The 18,503-nt window shown below is 70.1% G+C and carries 20 protein-coding genes; 9 read left to right on the plus strand and 11 right to left on the minus strand.

Annotated elements, in window-relative coordinates; genetic code table 11:
* Window positions 1–93: 93 nt before the first annotated feature.
* A complete protein-coding gene (locus tag AB2U09_RS13960) occupies window positions 94–645 on the minus strand; it encodes a universal stress protein (protein WP_459193337.1) in 552 nt (183 codons plus the stop codon).
* A gap of 170 nt (window positions 646–815) precedes the next feature.
* Between AB2U09_RS13960 and AB2U09_RS13965 the strand changes: the two genes are divergently transcribed.
* Complete coding sequence (locus AB2U09_RS13965) at window positions 816–1,805, plus strand: ornithine cyclodeaminase family protein (RefSeq protein ID WP_459193338.1); 990 nt, start codon at window positions 816–818, stop codon at window positions 1,803–1,805.
* A gap of 10 nt (window positions 1,806–1,815) precedes the next feature.
* Here the strand turns inward: AB2U09_RS13965 and AB2U09_RS13970 are convergent, their stop codons facing one another.
* Window positions 1,816–2,406: a nucleotidyltransferase family protein gene (locus tag AB2U09_RS13970; RefSeq protein ID WP_459193339.1), complete on the minus strand. Its 591-nt coding sequence runs from the start codon at window positions 2,404–2,406 to the stop codon at window positions 1,816–1,818.
* Window positions 2,407–2,622: 216 nt separating this feature from the next.
* The gene (locus AB2U09_RS13975) at window positions 2,623–3,330 is read right to left on the minus strand and encodes an SIMPL domain-containing protein (RefSeq protein ID WP_459193340.1); all 708 of its coding nucleotides are present in this window, start codon (window positions 3,328–3,330) and stop codon (window positions 2,623–2,625) included.
* 180 nt (window positions 3,331–3,510) lie between these two features.
* Here AB2U09_RS13975 and AB2U09_RS13980 point away from each other — a divergent pair, with 180 nt between their 5' ends.
* Window positions 3,511–4,545: a hypothetical protein gene (locus AB2U09_RS13980; RefSeq protein ID WP_459193341.1), complete on the plus strand. Its 1,035-nt coding sequence runs from the start codon at window positions 3,511–3,513 to the stop codon at window positions 4,543–4,545.
* 48 nt (window positions 4,546–4,593) lie between these two features.
* Here AB2U09_RS13980 and AB2U09_RS13985 read toward each other — a convergent pair whose 3' ends face one another.
* The 4 genes from AB2U09_RS13985 to AB2U09_RS14000 form a co-directional block, all read right to left on the minus strand.
* Window positions 4,594–5,529 carry a GNAT family N-acetyltransferase gene (locus AB2U09_RS13985; RefSeq protein WP_459193342.1) on the minus strand — a complete coding sequence of 312 codons (936 nt, stop codon included), beginning with the start codon at window positions 5,527–5,529 and terminating at the stop codon, window positions 4,594–4,596.
* A gap of 1 nt (window position 5,530) precedes the next feature.
* Window positions 5,531–6,784, minus strand: a complete 1,254-nt coding sequence (gene gatD, locus AB2U09_RS13990; protein WP_459193343.1) for a Glu-tRNA(Gln) amidotransferase subunit GatD — start codon at window positions 6,782–6,784, stop codon at window positions 5,531–5,533.
* A 102-nt stretch (window positions 6,785–6,886) separates the two neighbouring features.
* Complete coding sequence (locus AB2U09_RS13995) at window positions 6,887–7,675, minus strand: SRPBCC family protein (RefSeq protein WP_459193344.1); 789 nt, start codon at window positions 7,673–7,675, stop codon at window positions 6,887–6,889.
* Window positions 7,676–7,872: 197 nt separating this feature from the next.
* Window positions 7,873–8,718 carry an alpha/beta fold hydrolase gene (locus tag AB2U09_RS14000; protein WP_459193345.1) on the minus strand — a complete coding sequence of 282 codons (846 nt, stop codon included), beginning with the start codon at window positions 8,716–8,718 and terminating at the stop codon, window positions 7,873–7,875.
* Between the two features lie 132 nt (window positions 8,719–8,850).
* Here AB2U09_RS14000 and AB2U09_RS14005 point away from each other — a divergent pair, with 132 nt between their 5' ends.
* Both AB2U09_RS14005 and AB2U09_RS14010 read left to right on the plus strand, forming a co-directional pair.
* The gene (locus tag AB2U09_RS14005; RefSeq protein ID WP_459193346.1) at window positions 8,851–9,492 is read left to right on the plus strand and encodes a DUF8526 domain-containing protein; all 642 of its coding nucleotides are present in this window, start codon (window positions 8,851–8,853) and stop codon (window positions 9,490–9,492) included.
* 26 nt (window positions 9,493–9,518) lie between these two features.
* Window positions 9,519–9,866, plus strand: coding sequence for a hypothetical protein (locus AB2U09_RS14010; RefSeq protein ID WP_459193347.1), 348 nt, complete (start codon window positions 9,519–9,521; stop codon window positions 9,864–9,866).
* Window positions 9,867–9,893: 27 nt separating this feature from the next.
* Here the strand turns inward: AB2U09_RS14010 and AB2U09_RS14015 are convergent, their stop codons facing one another.
* Both AB2U09_RS14015 and AB2U09_RS14020 read right to left on the minus strand, forming a co-directional pair.
* Window positions 9,894–10,541, minus strand: a complete 648-nt coding sequence (locus tag AB2U09_RS14015; RefSeq protein ID WP_459193348.1) for an ArsR/SmtB family transcription factor — start codon at window positions 10,539–10,541, stop codon at window positions 9,894–9,896.
* Between the two features lie 109 nt (window positions 10,542–10,650).
* Window positions 10,651–11,340 (minus strand): DUF1405 domain-containing protein, encoded by a 690-nt coding sequence (locus AB2U09_RS14020; RefSeq protein WP_459193349.1) that lies wholly within the window; start codon window positions 11,338–11,340, stop codon window positions 10,651–10,653.
* 164 nt (window positions 11,341–11,504) lie between these two features.
* Here AB2U09_RS14020 and AB2U09_RS14025 point away from each other — a divergent pair, with 164 nt between their 5' ends.
* From AB2U09_RS14025 to AB2U09_RS14040, 4 genes are all read left to right on the plus strand, one after another.
* A complete protein-coding gene (locus AB2U09_RS14025; protein WP_459193754.1) occupies window positions 11,505–11,963 on the plus strand; it encodes a DUF5802 family protein in 459 nt (152 codons plus the stop codon).
* A gap of 99 nt (window positions 11,964–12,062) precedes the next feature.
* On the plus strand, window positions 12,063–12,962 hold the full coding sequence (locus AB2U09_RS14030; RefSeq protein ID WP_459193350.1) for a Vms1/Ankzf1 family peptidyl-tRNA hydrolase: 900 nt from the start codon (window positions 12,063–12,065) through the stop codon (window positions 12,960–12,962).
* Between the two features lie 391 nt (window positions 12,963–13,353).
* Window positions 13,354–14,376, plus strand: a complete 1,023-nt coding sequence (locus AB2U09_RS14035) for an N-acetyltransferase DgcN family protein (protein ID WP_459193351.1) — start codon at window positions 13,354–13,356, stop codon at window positions 14,374–14,376.
* A 6-nt stretch (window positions 14,377–14,382) separates the two neighbouring features.
* Complete coding sequence (locus tag AB2U09_RS14040; RefSeq protein ID WP_459193352.1) at window positions 14,383–15,435, plus strand: dipeptide epimerase; 1,053 nt, start codon at window positions 14,383–14,385, stop codon at window positions 15,433–15,435.
* Between the two features lie 28 nt (window positions 15,436–15,463).
* Here the strand turns inward: AB2U09_RS14040 and AB2U09_RS14045 are convergent, their stop codons facing one another.
* The gene (locus AB2U09_RS14045; RefSeq protein WP_459193353.1) at window positions 15,464–17,071 is read right to left on the minus strand and encodes a glutamate-cysteine ligase family protein; all 1,608 of its coding nucleotides are present in this window, start codon (window positions 17,069–17,071) and stop codon (window positions 15,464–15,466) included.
* Window positions 17,072–17,196: 125 nt separating this feature from the next.
* On the opposite strand from AB2U09_RS14045, the gene AB2U09_RS14050 reads away from it, so the two are divergent.
* Window positions 17,197–17,646, plus strand: a complete 450-nt coding sequence (locus AB2U09_RS14050; protein ID WP_459193354.1) for a hypothetical protein — start codon at window positions 17,197–17,199, stop codon at window positions 17,644–17,646.
* Between the two features lie 88 nt (window positions 17,647–17,734).
* On the opposite strand, the gene AB2U09_RS14055 is transcribed toward AB2U09_RS14050, so the two are convergent.
* Entirely contained in the window at window positions 17,735–18,403 is a 669-nt protein-coding gene (locus AB2U09_RS14055; RefSeq protein WP_459193355.1) for a DUF2270 domain-containing protein, read from the minus strand.
* Window positions 18,404–18,503: the final 100 nt, after the last annotated feature.

Below are 18,503 nucleotides of genomic sequence, written 5' to 3' on the forward strand. Positions count from 1 at the left end.
TCGGTCTCGACCCGAGAGAACTCGACGCCGATGGACCGGCTGGGACGGGACCTGCCGAAGCGGGACCGGCCGTCGTCAGACCACCCGGTCGCATCAAGTCGCCTTCGGCGGTTCGTCGGACTCGTGCTCGCGCAGGGGTTCGACCTTGGTCCCGCCGCAGTTCCGACACGACGTGATCTCCACGTGGGGCTCGGTGTAGTACTCCTCGTCGCAACTCTGACAGCGGTGACTCGGGACGCGCCGCTGGCGGCGGTCGCCGGTGACGACGACCGGCCGGCTCGCGTCGAGCGTGACCTGCTGGCTGACGCTCCCGAACAGCACGGACCCCAGCGGCGAGCGCTTGCGCCCGCCGAGCAGGATCAAGTCGGCGTCGTACTCCTCGGCCGCCTCGCGGATCTGCGTCGCCGGATCGCCGTGGCGTGTCACCGGCTCGACGTCGACGCCCTCCTCTTGCAGCCGATCGTAGGCTCGCTCGCCGGATCTGAGCTGGAGCGGCGACGCCTCCTCGGCGCGGTCGGCCTCGTCGAAGACGTGCAGGAGCAGCGCCTCGACCTCCCTGGTCGCGTTCGGTAGCTCGATCACCGTCTCTACCTGTGCCGCCGCCCGCGTTTCCGCGGTGTCGACCGGCAACAGGACTGTGTACATGGGATCGTCACCCGTGTTATCATACAGCAAGAAGCGGCAAAACTGTTGCCCAGGCGATCGCACCGTGGGGACGGACTCCAGTGGCGGCGACGGACGGAAACGCGAGTGAACGAGGCGCAAACGGACGGCGACGGTCGAAGTTCTAAGTGCCGGGCGACGGTAGGATCGGTATGCAGACGCTTCTACTGGACCCGGACGCCGTCGAGGAGGCCGCCGAGATGCAGGCGGTCGTCGAGGCCGTCGAGGAGGCGTTCGCCGCGGACGCCCGCGGCGACGTACAGATGCCGGCCAAGTCCTACATCGACCTGCCGGAGTACAACGGCGACTTCCGGTCGATGCCCGCCTACATGGACGCCGGCGACTGGGACGCCGCCGCGGTCAAGTGGGTCAACGTCCACCCCGACAACCCCGACGACCACGACCTCCCGACGGTGATGGGCACCGTCGTCTACTCCGACCCCGAGACGGCGTTCCCGCTCGCCCTGCTCGACGGGACGACGATCACCCGCGAGCGGACCGGCGCCGCCGCGGCCGTGGCGACCGACTACCTCGCCGTCGAGGACGCCCGGACGATGGGCGTCGTCGGCGCCGGCGTCCAGTCGTACACGCAACTGGAAGCCATCTCGACGGTCCGGCCCATCGAGGAAGTCGTCGTCGCCGACCGCGACGACGAGCGGGTCGCCGAGTTCGTCGAGGCGTTCGACGACCGGTTCGACGTCCGCGGCGGGTCGATCGAGGAGGCCGCCCAGTGCGACGTGCTCTCGACGGTGACGCCGGTCGAGGAGCCCATTGTCCACAGCGTCGGCGAGCACACGCACGTCAACGCCATCGGCGCCGACGCCGCCGGCAAACACGAGATCGCCGACGAGGTCCTGCTCGACGCGACGCTCGTCATCGACGACTACGAGCAGTGCACCCACTCCGGGGAGATCAACGTCCCGTGGAGCGCGGGCGTCCTGGGCGACGACGACCTCCACGCGGAACTCGGCGAGATCGTGATCGGCGAGAAACCCGGTCGCACGGCCGAGACGGGCGTCACCGTCTTCGACTCGACCGGACTGGCGATCCAGGACGTCGCCGCCAGCCACGTCGTCTACGAGTACGCCGACGAACACGACGTGGGCGAGCCGGTCTCGCTTGTCGACACCGACGTGCTCTGAGCGATCGATTTCACCGCAGGCGGTCGAGATCCCCGGACATGTCGACGTCGAGCAGGACGCCGGGGTCGGTCGTCTCGACGACCGTGGCGTCGTCCGTCTGCACGAAGACGGGCCGTCCGCCGGTATCACCGTCGACGTCGGCGAGTGCGCCGAAGTGCCGCGCGTCGAAGAGAACCGGATTCCCGCGCTGACCGTCGTGACCGGCCGCGAGCGCCGATCCGCGGCCGTCTCGATAGGCCGCGACGAGCCGGTCGACCGTCGCGGGGTCGACGCACGGCATATCCCCCAGCGCGAACACGACCGCGTCGGCCCGTTCACGGGTCCACTCGACGCCCCGGCGGACTGACGTCGCCTGTCCGGCACTTGCCTCGCGGTTCGCGATGATCTCCACGCCGAGGTCCCGGAGCGCGTCGCGAACACCCGTTTCGCCCGGGCCGACGACGGCGGCGACTGGGGAAACGATCGATTCCGCCAGCGTCTGTCCAGCCCGGCGGACGAGCGGGTCGCCGTCGAGCGGCGCTAACAGTTTATTCCGAGCGCCGAAGCGGTCGCTGTCGCCCGCGGCAAGCAACACGCCCGCGACGGTCCGTTCGGCGGTCACACGGCGGGATACGTCGGGGCAAAGCAAGGGTCTACCGCCCGTAGAGATCGGGGGCCGCGAAATCGCCGGGTAGAGAGTTGCGTATTCGGCGTGATCTATCGGATACGTCACGGCGGATCCGGAACTAAGCGGCAGGGAGGCGGAGAGCTGAACGACGGCGGCTCCGCCGTCAGCGCGCCCGTTCCGGAGGTCCGGCAGTCGTCCCGGACTCCCACCTCACGCTGCGGTCGCGTTGTAGGTGATCTCGACGGTGGCAGAGACGGTCACGGGACTGGCGTCGATGGTCGTGCCTTCGTCGGCGCCGATACGCGCGGTGTCGAAGCCACCGCCGCTCTCGCCGGTCGAGACGGCGCTGACGCCGCCGAGCGAGAGACCGGTGCTGTCGGCGACCGCTTCGGCCTGGGCGCGGGCGTCGGTGACGGCGTCGTCGATGGCCTCGCTCCGGAGGGCCTGGCGGCGGTCGTCCGAGAGGGTGAATGTGACGCCGTTGATCTCCGTCGCGCCGTTGGCGACGGCCGCGTCGATCAGGGCGCCCGCCTCGCTGGTGTCAGTCGTCGTTGCGGCGAACGACTGCCGGGCGACGTAGGTGGTCGTCCCGTTGTCTTCCTGCTGGTAAACCGCATAGTCGGTCGTCCGGACCGATTCGACGGAGAGGTTCTCGCTATTGAGCGCGTCGCGCAGCGTCGAGACGTTTGTCGCGAGCGCCTCGGTCGCCGCGCTGGCGGTCTCGCCCTCGGCCGTCGCCGCCACGTTGACGACGGCTCGATCGGGCTCCGCGGACACCGATCCCGACGCCGAGACGGTAACGGTCGAGGCGTCGTTCCCGGCGGCCTGCGAACCGGCGAGCGCCCCGGCCGCGCCGACGCCGACGATGCTCAGGAGGACGACTCCGGTCAGTGCGACTGCTGTGAGTTTTCGCTCCATAGGCTCCCGAGACGCCCCGGACCGATTGTTATCAGCGCGTTATCTTCGGTACGGCCGGCCAACCGAGCGGTAAGCCCGGTCTCGTCGGCACGAACCCGGTAGCGGCGGGCCTGCGGCGTGGCTCAAACGTCCGTCGTATCCTTCTGAAGACACTTACGGGGAGGCGGCGACGGAGGAGGTATGAAGCGACGCCGACTGCTCGCGGCCCTCGCTACCGGGTCGATCGCCGTCCCGGGCTGTCTGAGTGAGTCTGACGGCACGGGTGACGGTTCGCCGACTGCCACGCCATCCCAGACGCCGACTGAAACTGTTCCCGACAGGAGGGGCGAAGAGACACCGACCGGGACACCCGGAACCGATGGGGAGACGCCAACGGCCACCGACGGCGAGTTCGTCACCGAAGCGTTCGCGGTCCCCGAACTCGCCGCGCCGAACTCGCCCGATTCGTTCGGCGTCTACGGCGAGCGCGACGAGCAGTTCGTGGTCGCGCTGCTGAACGGCGCCGCTGCCGCGTGGCCGGCCGTCGGTGAAATCGAACTCGTCGCGGGCGGGGAGTCCTACGACGCGCAGGACAGCGTGAGCTACGGGGCCTGGGGCCTGTTCGACTACCACGCGGCGTACTCCCCCGAAGACGGCGGCGACGGCTGGGTGGTTTTCCAGATGCCCAAGCCGCTGGAGGTCGACGACGCGACCGTCTCGTGGCCGGACGGCGAGTACGCGCTGGCCGAGGCGATCCTGTCGGACCTCGCCCGCCCGCCGACCGATTTCGCGGTCGAGTCCTTCGAGGCACCGGCGACGGCGTCGATGGGCGAGACGATCACGCTCTCGCTCACCGTCGAGAACACCGGCGACACGGACGGGACGTTCGTGGGCGCGGTGAACCGCAACTTCCCGGCCTACACGCCCGTGGCCTCGATCCGACTGCCCGTCGCGGCCGGCGAAACGGCGACGTGGGAGCAGCAGGTGACGACCGGCGATTCCGGATACGGAGGGGCGGGCGGCGAACTGCGGTTCTGGCTGTACTGGCGCGGCGACGGCGAGGAGGGAGTGACGGTCGACGTGGGGACAGAAACGGCGGCCGGTACCGAAACGCAGGAACCCACGACGGATTCGCTCGAGAAAACCCGGACGGCGGACGACCGAGAGACCCGAACGGAGACGCCCGAGACGGCCACCGGGACCCCGTCCGCGACGCCGACCCCACTGGACGAGTGAGCGGAATCGTGCGGGCGCACACTCTCGTGGCCGCGAACGGCGAGCGGCCTACTGTTCTCGACCGGTCAGGTCGGCGGCCATCACGAAGTCGGGGTCGTCGCTGACGGCGACGCCGGCGTAGGCGGTGTCGGAGACGTACCGGGCCGTCTCGGGGATCATGACCCTCGCACGGTCGGCGCCCAGATCCGCGGCGTCCCGCGCGATGGCCGCGAACAGTGCCCGCGCGGCGGGGACGTCGGCCCACGCGCCGACGCCGTACTCGACCCACCGCTCGGCGGACTCGCCGTCGCCGCTCTCGCGCTCGAACTCGCGAGTCCGGTAGGCGGCGCCGCGTGTGTCGCGGTCGCCCTGCACGGCGAAGACGGCGGTCTCGTCCGCCGCTTCGCGGAAGCGCTCGCGGGTGACCTCCGAGAGCGCCCACGTCTCCGCCGGGTCGAGCGCCAGCCCGACGAGTTCCCGCGCGGCGTCGCTGCGCTGCCAGTAGCTCCACGCCGCGTCGGGGTCGGTGACGACGTCCAAGTCGGTATCTCCCGCGTGGTCGCCGGACTCAGCGTCTGGATCCGGTTCGGGATGTGCCCACCGGAACTCGGTCGCGGGGTCGTACCCGACGCCGCGGGAGGTGCCGAGGCCGGCGGCGTTCCACGAGAAGACCATGTTCCGGCAGACGGCCGCGCCACGCTCGCGCGCCCAGTCGAAACAGGCGCCGTTCAGCGCCGCGGCGACGCCGCGGCCGCGGGCCTCGTCGGCCACGCGCATCCCCTGCGCCCACGCCTCGTGGTCGGAGAGCATGACGCCCTGACAGACGCCGATGACTGATCCGTCGTCCTCGGCGACGACGGTCCGCTGTCGGGGGCCGTCGTTCTCGACCCACTCCAGAAACACGTCCGCGAGGTAGTCGCCCTGCTCGCGGCGGTCGCTCCAGGTGTCGCTGGTGAACGCGGCGACGTCGTCGTGGTCGTCCGCGCGGGCCTGTCGGATCTCCATCTCAGGTCCAGGGGACGGATCGGTCCTGAATCTCGCCGGCCAGCGAGGTCGACATCGCCTCCTCGACGCTCTCGACGTTCGCGAGCGCCCACATCAGTTTGACCTTCGCCGTGCCGGGCAGGGTGTCCTCGCCCTCGACGATGCCCGCGTCGAGCAGGTCGCGGCCGGTGTCGTACACCCGGTCGCAGACCCGCCCTTCGAGGCACTGGCTGGTCATCACCACGGTCGTCCCGTCGTCGACGAGTTCTTCGATGCGCGGGATCCAGTCGGTGTGGACGTGGCCCAGCCCCGTGCCTTCCAGTACGACGCCGGACTTGCCTTCGAGGGTATCGAGGAATGCCAGGTCGGTGCTCGGCGTGAACTTCAGGAGTTCGACGTCGGTCTCGATGTCGGTGTCGGCGTCGAGTTCGGTCGCGCCGCGCTCGCGGTGCTCGCGGCGGAAGGTGATCTCGGGGTCGCCGTCGACGCCGTAGTCGGCCTCCCCGAGGGGCTTCGCGCCGACCGTCTCGAAGGCGTCGCGGCGAGACGTGTGGTTCTTGCGCGCGCGGACGCCGCGGTGCAGGGCGCAGCGGTCGTCGGACTCGGAGGCGTGCATGCAGATCAGGACCTCCGCGCAGTCGGACTTGGCCGCCTCGACTGCGCAGACGGCGTTCATCACGTTGTCCGAGGACGGGCGGTCCGCCGAGCGCTGACTCCCGGTAAAGACGATGGGGACGGGCGTGTCCAGCATGAACGCCATCGCGCTGGCGGTGAACTGCATCGTGTCGGTGCCGTGCATGACGACGACGCCGTCCGCGCCGGCCTCGATCTCCTCGTAGATCGCCTCGGCGAGGTCCTGCCACACGTCGGGCGTCATGTTCTCCGAGAGGATGTTGGCGACGACCCGGCCGCGGTAGTTGGCCATGCCCGCCAGATCCGGAACGGCGCGCAGGACGTCCTCGGCGTCGAACTGCGCGGTGACCGCGCCCGTGCGGTAGTCGACGGTCGAGGCGATGGTCCCCCCGGTCGAGATGAGCGAGATCGTGGGGAGGTCGTCGTCGAACTCGATGGTCGACTGGTCGCTGTCGGCCTGGGCGTCCTCGACGTCGTACACGTCGGACTCCAGCACTTCGACGTCGGCCTCGTCGCGGTCGACGCCGACGTTGTACCCCCCTTCGAGCTTGACCACCAGGTGGTCGCTGGTCGTCGAGGGCATCAACACGCCCTCGTGCGTCTGGCCCGCGCGCTCGACGCGGACACGGTCTCCTGCGTTCATGTGCCGTCGTACCGCCGCCGCCGACTTGAAGCCACTCGTTCGCGGTGACCGGACTCCCGTGCCGTTGCCCGGCCGCTGTGACGGCAGTTCAGCGAACGCCGCTCACAGCAGATCGCCCTCGCCGCGGCCCGACGGGTTGCGTTCGAGCGTCGGGATCTCGCCCGTCTCGACGAGGCTCTTGAACCGGCGGAGCGCCGTCCCGGCGGCCGCGTCCGGGAGGAGGTCGAGCCGGTCCATCAGCGTGCTACTGATCTGCCCGCCCGGCGGGTCGAAGCGCATGTGCAGCGTCACCTCGGTCGACTCGCCGTCCGCGCTGGACTCGAAGCGGACCGACCCCTCGTTGGGGATCCGCGCGCCGGGCAGGGACTTCCAGCGCAGGTACTCCCCCGGCTCGGCCGCGACGACCTCGGCGTCCCACTCGACGCTCGTGCCGCGCGGCCCGGTCAGCGCCCAGTGCTGGCGGTCCTCGCCGGTCTGCTCGACCTCGGCGAAGTGCGCCCACAGCTGCTCGTGGGTGTCCGGGTCGCGCCAGCGCTCGTACAGCTCCTCGGCGGGGCGCTCGATCGTGATGGAGCGCTGGACCTCCGGCGCGTCGATCGGCGTCCCCGTCGGGGTGTCCGCGCGCTGGCTCCAGTTGCCCGACCCGCCGGACCCGCCGGTCGAGGAACCCGACGAGCCGCGGAGCGCCCGGTTCAGCAGCCACCCGCCGGCTGCGACTGCTGCGATACCCCGGATAGATCGTCTCGTGAGGCCGTAGAGGACGAGCGCGCCGCCGGCGAGGCCCGCCGCGGCACGCTGGCGGAGTCCCGTTTCGGTGCCACTGCTCGAAGCGCCCGATTTCGATGCGCCCGACGATTCGCGTTCGCCCGGCTGTGTGGGTTGACTGCTCATGGGAAATTCACCCGCGCGGCTCGCGATCGTCGCGGCCGCGCGCTGGTGCGTCGCCGCCGTTCGCGCCGGTCAGGCGACGACGCTCGGATCCGATCCTCGGCCGGTTCGTCCGTCAGTCTCCGCCCTGCACCAGCAGGCACCGGGGACCCCGCGACGGGCGAGCCGACGAACTCCGGTGACGCAAAAGCAGACTGCCGTCAGTGCTCGGCGAGGAACGACCGCACTTCCTCGGTCGCGACCTCCCGCTGGTCGCGGAAGATGCAGTGGCCGGCGTCGTCCACGTGGATGAGGCGGCTGTCTGGAATCAGATCGACGCTCTCGCGGTCCTGTTCCCGCGCCTGTTCGTCGACGTCGGCGCGCAGGACGAGCGTCGGTGCGTCGACGTCCGCGTAGTAGCGGTCGGGGTCGGCCCAGCCGTTCCGGAACACCTCGGTGATGTTCGCGCTGACTCGCAGGCGGGCGTCGGCCAGCAGGCTCGCGAGTTCCTCCTGACCGGCCTCGGCGTGGCCCGCGAGCTCGTCGTCGGCCTCCAGCAGCTCGGCCTTCGAGTGGTCGTGCCACCACAGTACCTGCTCGCGGACGCCCTCGATCTCCTCCTCGTCGGGGCCGTCGTCGCCGTCGTCGCTGTCGTCCCCCATCAGTCCCGCCGGGTCGACGGCGACGACCGCTCGCGGGCGGTCGGGGTAGTTCGCGGCGGTCGCGAGCACCGTGTCCCCGCCCATCGAGTGCCCGAGGAGCAGCGGGTTCTCGACGTCGAGCCCGTCGAGCAGGCCGATCAGGTCGGCGGCGCGGTCGTCGGCACCGTAGCCCGACTCTGGCGCGTCGGACTGACCGTGGCCGCGGGCGTCGTAGAGGATCACGTCATATTGGTCGGCGAGGTCGCGGGCGAGCGGGATCCGGGCGAGCCCGTCGTCGAAGACGCCGTGGGCGACGACCAGCGGCGGGCCATCGCCGCCGGTCCGCGCGTAGTGTAGCCTGACCCCACCGTCCACCTCGACGAAGCCCTCGGTCCACTCCTCCGGCAGCCGCGTCTCGACTGTCATGTCACCCCGTACGCGGATCGCCCGCAAAAACGTGCGGGCGCCGGAAACGCCTGCGCTGCCGGCGAACAGTTGTGTCGTCGCGGAGACGACGGGAGGAAAAGGCACATGGGGCCTCGGTGCGGAGTGGCGGGTATGTCAGAGCGGACGGACGAACGCACGTCCGGTGACGACGTCGACGACCTCCTCGACGACGAGTTCGGCGGCGACGTGGACGCCAGCGGCGGCGAGGACGTCGGCCTCGACGACGAGGAACTCGGCGTCGATATGGACGCGCTGACGACCGACGTCGGCGGGGCGAGCGACGCGTCGACCGCGGATTCGACCGCGACCGGTGCCGATTCGTCGTCCAAACCGGGCATCCTCTCGCGGCTGACCCCCTCGCTGAGTCGCCCGTCGCTCTCGCTGCCGAACCTCACGCCGGACGTCCCCTCCGCACGCTCGTTCCTGCTGGCACTGGTCGTCGTGATCGGCGGCATGCTCGCGGGGAGCGCGGTCCCGCTGGTCGGCTCCATCGCCGGCGTGGCCGGTATCTTCCTCGGCGCGTTCGTCCTCGGACTGGCGAGCGGCCAGCGCCGGTACCTGCCAGTCGCCGTCGCGGGCGCGGCAGCAGCCGTCGTCTCCATCATGTCGGGCGCGTTCGTCCGCTTCGCGCTCCTCTCGGATCTCGGCCTGACGCAGTTCGCGGCCGTCGGCGCGACGACGGGCATCCTCGTCGCCGTGCTCGGCCACTACTTCGGCCGGGACCTGCGCGACGGCCTGACCCGGGACGTTTAATTCCGCGGCGGAAACAGGACCGATCCATGACAGCCGACGGCGGCCCCGTCGACGTGCTGCGCTACGAGACCGACGACGGCCCCGTCTACCGCTCGGTCGAGGCGGGCCGCGGCGAAGCCGTCGTCGACGCCCACCAGCGCGAGCTCCGCAAGCGGCGGCTCTCCCAGCACCTCGTCGCGGGAGTCCTCGCCCTCGCGATCGCCGGCTACGGTATGTTCACGGAGTCGCTGCTACTCGGCGCGCTCGGCGCTGCGGCGGTGATCGTCGCGACGATCGTCGGGAGAACCGGTGAGGACGAGATGGTCCCCCAGCTCGTCGAGCAGAATATCTATCCACACGACGCCGAGCGGGAGTACGACATCGAGAACGAGTGAGCGGGCGCTTCGTTGCGGGTCGCGACGTCACTCCGGCAGGCGCCACTCGCCGTCCTCGCGCTCGGCGACGTCCTCCTCGGCGAGCCGTTCGAGCGCTTCCTCGACGACTTCCGGGGGCGCCTCGACGCGGCGGCTGACCTCCTCGACGGACCCTGATCGAGTCGCGAGGGCGGAGACCACGTCGCCCAGCAGCCGGGCGTCCTCGCCCTCGAACTGGTCGGTGAGTTCCTCCATGACCTCCGAGAGGCGACCGTGGACCCACCGCTGGGCGAGCGAGAGCTCCCGGTCGAGGTCCTGCAGACGGTCGAGTTCGGTCGCGAGTTCGCGGGCGTCGCGGCCCTCCTCGACCTCGGCGTCGATGGAGACGTGCCGGCAGGACGCGACGTCGATGGAACTCCCGGGATAGGCGCTCTTGGTACCGAACTGGTAGGGAGAGACAGTTACTTCGAGGCGGAGGTTCCGGGCGATGCGGAAGTACTTCCGGCGCTGGTCGTCGACGTGGCTCTCGACGAGGCCCGCGTCGTCCAGCCGTTCGAGGTGGTCGATGACGGCTTTCGGGCTGACGCCGATGTACTCGCTGATCTCGGTGACGTAACAGGGCTTGTGCGCGAGCAGCCGGAGGATCCGCCGACGGTTGGCGTTGCCGAGCAGGTCGAGCAGTTCGGCGGAGTCCATTCACCTGAGGTTCGCGGTCGAGACTGATAAGCGTAACTCACCGCTAGCGTCGTCTCTCGGCCGCGGATCGGCTGCCGTCTCGGACTCGACGAGCGCGCGCGGGTCGCGATCACGGATCAGCTGCGGATCGACCGTCAGCCGCCGGACCGCGATCCGCGGGCAACCGTTCGAAGGCGTGTGCAGCGAGCCCCACGGCGAGCAGAGAGGTCGCGACGCTTCCGGCGATCAGCACGACGCCGGCTTCGTAGCGCAGCGGCGGGTGGAGTCCGAAGCCGTAGTCGAGGACGTCGTTGACGAGCGCCAGCGCCAGTGCGAGGCCCAGCGCGCCGGGTGTCGTTCGGCCGAAGTGGGGCAGCAAGTACGCTTCCGGGATGAACAGGAGATGGGTGATCAGGACGCCGAAGTAGCGCCACGTGTCGGGGAAGTACAGCGTCACGTGGAGGTTGAGCGCCAGCGCGGTCCACAGCCCCGTCTCGACCAGCCAGACGAACGCGATGGTCTGGAGGTACGCGAGGACGAGGTTGGTCGGCGCGGCGTCGAGCCGGCGGCCGAGGTTGGGGAGCAGCGTCGCCAGCGCGAGCGCCATCAGCAGCGTCGCGACCGGCGAGTCCATGTACAGCGGCCAGGCCAGCGTCTCCACCTCCGGGAGCGTTTCGAGATAGAAGTAGACGCCGACGAAGATGCCGGCGACGTTGGCGAAGATCAGCCAGACGAGACTGGGCGCGTTCTCCAGGTAGTACCGCGCCCACCGCCGCGGGATCGCCTCGCTCCGCCCATCGCCGGCCAGCGGCCACTCCATACCCGACGGGGCGAGTGCCGGACACAAAGCCGTACCGAACCCGAGAAGCCGCCGGCCCGACGGCCGCTGCGTCGCCGCGAGGTCGTGCGGTCTGATTGCGCGCCTGAATAAGTCTACCGGCAAACACTTATCTACGCAGAGGTGTGATAACACACCGCATAGAAATGTTCGAACAGTTCTCCAGCGGGTACTACCTGGGTCGGCTCTACGTCGAGCCCAGCGACGACGACGCAGCGGTGATTTCGCGAACGCAGCACGAGCGGGTCAACCGACAGCTCTACGCGGACGAGGGGATCCAGCGGACGGACCTCCCGCTCGTGATGAAACTGGAGAACACACACTTCACCGTCTACGGCGACGACAGCGTCCCCGCGGACACCATCGCCGTCCCCGAGGAACTCGTCGCGGAGACGCGCATCCGCAACCCGCCGTCGCTCCGGGAGGTGTTCCTCGCCAAGGCCGAGCGCGCCAGACAGCTGCTCTCGGTCGCGGCGGGCACGCCCACCAGCGACGAGGCCATCGAGGAGTTCGTCCCCGACGACCCCGTCGGCGATGCGTTCGGTGGCGCGTCCGACGGCGGGCAGTTCGACGGCGAGAGCTTCGACGGCCCGACCGGGATCTGAGCGGCGGCGGGAGCGGGACGGAAGCGAAGTGACGGCGAGGGCGGAGCGACCCCGCCACAGACCTGTAGTTTTAACCGCTCGCCGCGCCCCCATCCGGTGATGCTGGACCGGTTGCTCGGCCGCGCGGAGTTGAAAGCGCGCATCGCGGAGCTCGAAGAGGAACTCGACCGTCGCGAGCAGCAACTCGACGCCGAGCAGGAGCGCCGCGCGGACGCTGTCAGCGACCGCCAGGAGGCCGAACAGCGGGTCAACCGCCTCGAAGACCGCATCGCCGAACTCGAAGGCGAGGTCGAGCGCCGCCGGTCGGACGAGGCCGGCGTCGACCGCTCGTTCACCCGCAGCGAGACCCTGCAGGACGGCCGACTGGGGGCAGTCCTCGACCGGCTGGAGTCGGTCGCGACCGACCCCGAGGGGGCGTTCACCGCCTGCGTCCCCGACGGCCACGACCTCTCGGAGGACGTGCGCGAGGCGTTCGGCGACCGCGCGGCGCTCGTGGGGCGGGCCGCCCCCTGTCTCGCGGTGACCGACGACGCCGCGCTCGTCGACGCCTGTCTCTCGGTCCCGAACCCGCCCGACCCCTTCGCCACCTGGGACGACGAGTTCGCCTTCGAGCGCGCGTGGTTCGAGCCGACGGGGTCGTTCACCTTCGCGCTCGTCCGCTCGGATCTCTTCGCCATGGGCGAGTACGACGGCCGCGAGCGCGTCGCCTTCCAGGGGTTCGACTCCGACCTGAAGAGCAAACACTCCAAGGGCGGCTACTCGCAGGCCCGCTTCGAGCGCCTGCGTGACGAGCAGATCGACAATCACCTCGAGCGGTGCCGCGTGGCGCTCGAAGACGCCGAGACCGACCGGTTGTACGTGGTCGGCGAACGGACGGTCCTCGACGGGTTCGACGACGTGGCCGACGCCGTCTCTACCGTGAGCGCGTCAGGGGATCCCGAGCCCGCGCTGGACAAGGCCTTCCGCGAGTTCTGGCGCGTCCAGTTGCGCGCGCTGTAGCTGGATCTGGGCGAAGGGAGGGCAAGGCTACTGGATCAAACGCAACCGCAGACAGCGTGAAAGCCCCCGTGCTCTGCAGTCCCGGGCAGCGAGGGACCGAAGGTCCCTCGGGCAGTCGGGCGGCTGTGCCGCCCGACGACCTCGCTGCGCGCTTCACTCGCTTCGCTCGTTGCAGTGCTTCCGTCGGCCGGGTTCCCGCAGCGCACGGCCCCTTTCATTCCCACCCACGTAACTTGGCCGGTCAGTCTGTGCGGGTAGGAATGAAAGAGGCCGCCGTCTCGGCGGGGGTTTCACGCTGTTCGCAATTGTGATCGAGTCTGCGGCCGCGGTGATCCCAGAGACTCGTCCTCGCGACCATGCGATTAAATCGCACGGGAACTAACACACGGACATGCGCGTCGTCATCCTCGCCCACGAGCAGTTCCCGGATCGCGCGAAGACGGCCGTCGGCGTCCTGCGGTACAGCGACGACGAGGTGGCGGCGGTCCTCGACCGGGCCCGGGTAGGCGAACGCGTCAACGACCACGTGCCGGACCTACAGGACGTGCCGATCGTGGGGAGCATCGACGACGTGGACGGGCCGATCGACGCCCTCCTCGTCGGCATCGCGCCCATCGGCGGCGGCTTCGACGAGACCTGGCGGGCCGACGTGCGCGGTGCGCTGAAGCGGGGCTGTGACGTGATCGCCGGGCTACATTACTACCTCGCCGACGACGAGGAGTTCGTCCGACTGGCCGACGAACGCGGCTGCGAACTCCGGGACCTCCGCCGGCCGCCCGACGACCTGACCGTCAGCGAAGGGAAGGCGAGCGAGGTCGACGCCGAGGTGATCCTCACCGCTGGGACGGACTGTTCGTCGGGGAAGATGACGACGACGTTCGAACTCGCCGAGGCGGCCCGCGAGCGGGGCGTCGACGCCGGGGTCGTCCCGACGGGCCAGACCGGTATCGCCATCGAGAACTACGGCATCGCGGTCGACCGGGTCGTCTCCGACTTCGCCGCCGGCGCCGTCGAGCGGATGGTAGAAGAGCGGGCGAGGGAGTACGACGTGCTGTTCGTCGAGGGACAGGGCGCGCTCGGCCACCCCGCCTACTCGGGCGTGACGACGGCCATCTTGCACGGGGCGATGCCCGATCGGCTCGTCCTCTGTCACGTCGCCGGCCGCGACGCCGTCCACGGGTACGAACACGTCTCGATCCCGCCGCCCGGCGAGTACGCCGCGCTCTACGAGTCGATGGCCGAACCGGTCGCGCCTGCGGAAGTCGTGGCCGGTTCGCTGAACACCCAGGGGCTCGACGACGACGCGGCCAGCGCGGCCGTCGAGGAGTACGCCGAGGCCATCGGCGGGCCCGCGACCGACCCCGTCCGGTTCGACGCGGCGGAGATCCTGCCCGCGGCGCTCGGCGAGGAGTGAATCGCCGTGTCCTCGGGCCTCGATATCGAGTTCGAACGCCTCTCACTCCCGCTCGCGGACCCGTTCACCATCGCCCGCGGGACGACCGAGACCGCCGAGAACGTCCTCGTCCGGATCTCCGACGGGACGCACGAGGGGGTTGGCGCAGCCGCCCCATCCTCGTACTACGGCGAGACGCCGGCCACCGTCGAGGCCGTCCTGCCCGACCTACTGGGCGTCGTCGAACGGGTCGGCGACCCGCACGCCCGCCAGCGGATCGAACGCGAGCTGCGGGAGGTGGTCTACCGGAACCCCGCCGCGCAGGTCGCCGTCGATATCGCGCTCGCGGACCTGGCTGCCAAGCGCCTCGACGTGCCCCTGTATCGTCAGTGGGGGCTCGACCCCGCGGAGGCTCCCGTCTCGTCGTTCTCCGTCGGGTCGGCCGAACCCGACGAGATGCGGAGGAAGGCAGAGCGCGCCGTCGCGGAGGGATTCTCCGTCCTGAAGGTGAAACTGGGGACAGGCGACGACGCCGAGCGACTGGCAGCGGTCCGGGAGGGCGCGCCCGAGGCGACGATCCGGGTCGACGCCAACGGCGCGTGGACCCCTGCCGAGGCCATCGAGAAGACCGACCTGCTGGCCGACCACGGCGTCGAGTTCTGCGAACAGCCGGTCCCCGGCGACGACGTCGAGGGATTGCGCCGCGTCCGCGAGCACGGTGCGGTCCCGGTCGCGGCCGACGAATCCGTCGAGACGGCGGCGGACGCGGCACGAGTCGCCGATGCGGTCGACGTCGTCGTGGCGAAGGTCCAGAAGTGTGGGAGTCTCCGCGAGACGCGACGAGTAGCGGAAGTCGCCCAGGCCCACGGCTGCGAGGCGATGCTCGGCTGCATGGTGGCGTCGAACGCCTCCATCGCCGCAGGCTGCCACCTCGCGCCCCTGTTCGACTACGTCGATCTGGACGGCTCGCTGCTGCTCGATTCCGACCCCTTCGACGGCGTCCCGATGCCCGGGGGCGAAATCGATCTCGCGGCACTCGATCGACCCGGGACCGGTGCGGTCGAGCGAACGAGCGAGTAGTCAGATCCCTCGTCCTCGAGCGATCCCGTTAGATCCACTCGGCGAAATGCTCGCGCTCGCGGCTCCGCTCGACGTACTCCTTCTGCATCTCGGCGAGGGCCTCCTCCAGGTCGAGGCCGTCGCCGAGGTGCGTGCGAACACGCCCCTTCTTCCACTCGCTCGGCGTGACGCCCGCCTCCCAGCGCGCTTCGATGGGGGCGAGATAGCGGTCACGCGTCTCCTCGTCGACGCCCTGCTCGGCGAGGCCGCGGCGGGCGACCTCGAAGACCTCGGCGAAGACGGTCTCGGCGTCGTCGGTGCGCTCGCCGTCGGCGGTGACCCACTCGAGATCCGCGTCGAGGCCGTCCTCGACGGCCGCGTAGAAGGATCGCTCGGCGGCCTCGTGGGACAGCGATTCGAGCGGGTGGTCGGCGGCGACGAGCCCGCGGAGGAGGCCGGCGGTGAGCGCCTGTAGCCCCACGATGTCGCGGATGGTGGGCTGGGTCGGGAGCGGGCGGTACTCGATGCGGAGCGAGCGCTCGTCGCAGGCGCCGTCGACCGGGTCGCCGCCGGCGACGCCGCGGACCCACCGCCAGAAGGTGCCGCGCTTGTAATCGAACTCCCACGCGGCGCTGGTCGGGTCGCCGCCCTTCTGTCCTTCCTCCGTCACGTCGTCCTCGTCCTCGATCCACTCGCGCAGGAACGGCGCGAACGTCTCGTCGGCGACAACGTGGTCGACTGCGTCGGCGGCCGAATCGAGGTCGTCGGGCACGCGCACCTTCCGACAGTGCTGGTTCATCGACTGCTCGAAGGCGGCGATCCGGAGTTCGTGGTGGGTCTCGTCGACGAGCGCTTCGGGGTCGACGTCGTCGCCGTAGCAGTCGCCGGGCAAGAACGGGGAGTTGCTCGACAGCGCCACCAGCGGCCCGAGCGTCCGGATCGCGAGGTTGTGATAGCGCGGGAACTCGCTCGGGTCGGGCACCTGTACGTGCGGCTGGATCGAGGTCGCCAGCGATTCGAAGAGGATAGTGCGATACCCCGCGGTCGCACCGGGCACGGCGAACTCGATCTCGCCGTCAGCGCGTCGAACGGCCTCGTTGTCGAGCGCGCCGTATCGCGGATCTTTGCGCATGTTCCGCGCGACGAGCACCGGGTCGTCGGAATCCCCGCCGGGGACGACCACGGGACGGTCGCCGTCCGCATCGGGAGACGTGCCGCGGACCTCCACGTCGTCGAGGTACGCGTGCGTGCCGGGTTCGGGCGCGACCGCGGGCATCGCGTCGAGGACGATTTCCAGGCCGTGTTCGCGTGCGCGCTCGCGCGTCGCCGCGAGGTCGGCGGCGACCTCCTCGGCTTGCGCGGCGATCCCGTCGCCGTCGAACCGGCTCGGGTCGGCGTTGAGTTCGGCGTTGTGCAGGCCCAGTTCCTTGTCGGCCGGTCCCTCGTAGACGCCCTCGGGGATAGGTGCGAGCGTCGACCGCTCGCCGTCCGCGTCGAGCGCATACACTTCGAGTTCGAGGCCGAGCGTCGCGCCGTCGTTGTCGAACTCGCCGTCGGCGACGGCGGAGGCGAGGCGGTCGGCCTGCTCGCGGACGCGCCGGTCGAACTCGTCCGTGCCGGCGAGCGAGCGGCGGACGAGCGACACGTGATCGGTCATTGGAGTGAGCGTGGGCGAGCGCGGGCAAAAAACCCGCCGGGCGACGGCGACCGGTCGCTCCGTTCACAGGTGGATGACGCACGACTGACGGGGCTTTTTGTGGGGAAACAGCAGTAGTTATGCCGATGGCTACGTCGGCGAACGGGTATCTGGATCGGGAGGTACTGGTACAGGCAGGGCCGCTTATCTGCGCGACGACGCTCGTGCTGACGGCGGCCTTTCTGGGCATCGTCGGAATCGCGTCGGGCAACGCCGGGGGGCTCGTTGGGCGCCTCCCCGTCTACGTACTCGCGGGGTCGGTCGGCTTCGTCGCCGCCTTGCTCGCGGCGGAACACTCCGAGTACTACGGCCGCGAGGCGCTCGTCGGGGCGACAGTCGTCGGCATCGTCGGGTTCGTAACGATCGGGCTCGGCACGGAAGGGGTCGTCTACGGGCTGACCAACCCCGACGCCGTCGTCGCGTCGCACCTGTCGGCGTACCTGCTGTCGGCGGCGATGATCGCCTCCGGACTGGGCTACTGGGCCGTCCGCAACTGGCGCGACGTCACCCGCGTGATGAACACGAGCGGGCTGTGACGGCCGACCGACGGGATCGAGGGCGTCGACGCGTTTCTCGATCGAACTGATTTCTCCGCGAACTCGACAGCGGGAGCGGCCACCGGCGTCACTCCTGGAACTCCATGACGGTCTCGCCGCGGACGGACACCGCCGCGACCAGCACGACAACGGCGTAGAACAGGCCCACGATGGTCGCGACGACGGCGCCGGAGACGCCGAGGATCGACGCCGTCTCCGTCCACGACTGGGAGGATTCGTAGACGGTGACCCGGGCGACCCACGCGGCGAGGAGGATCAAAAGCAGCGCGAGGTACGACCGGCGCAGCCTGTGGGTCAGCGCCTCGCGCATGGTCAGGTTGAACTCGGGGGAGCGCAGGTCCTCGCCGAGGGGCGTCTGCCAGTCGTGGTCGCCGGAACTCGACGGCGCGTACATCTCGGCGTAGAGGTCGGTCTGGAGCATTCGGACGCGGTTGCGCCAGACGTCGTACTCCTGATAGCGCGTGGCTTCCATGACGAGAAACGCCGTGACGCCGAACACGCCGATCAGGATCACGTAGTGGGGGTTGTCGCCGCTGGAGAACGCCCACGTCAGGATGGCGCCGACGACGACGACGGCCCAGTTGGTCGTCTGATCCAGCCGGCCCCGCCAAGAGGCCGTCCGCTCGACTTCGCCGCGGTAGAAGTCGCCCGTCAGGTTGGCGAACGCCTCCTCCTGGTCTATCGATCCCGATGCGGTATCGTCGTCCGCCGCTGTGTCCGAACCCTCGTCGGCCATCTGTGCCGTCGCGTTCGGCCGCCACCCGCAAAGCTAGCCGGTCCTTACCGGGCCCTCACCGGCGGTCCGCCGTCCCGGGACCGACCGCGTGCATTGGTAC

The sequence above is a fragment of the Halosimplex yunnanense genome, assembly GCF_054504345.1.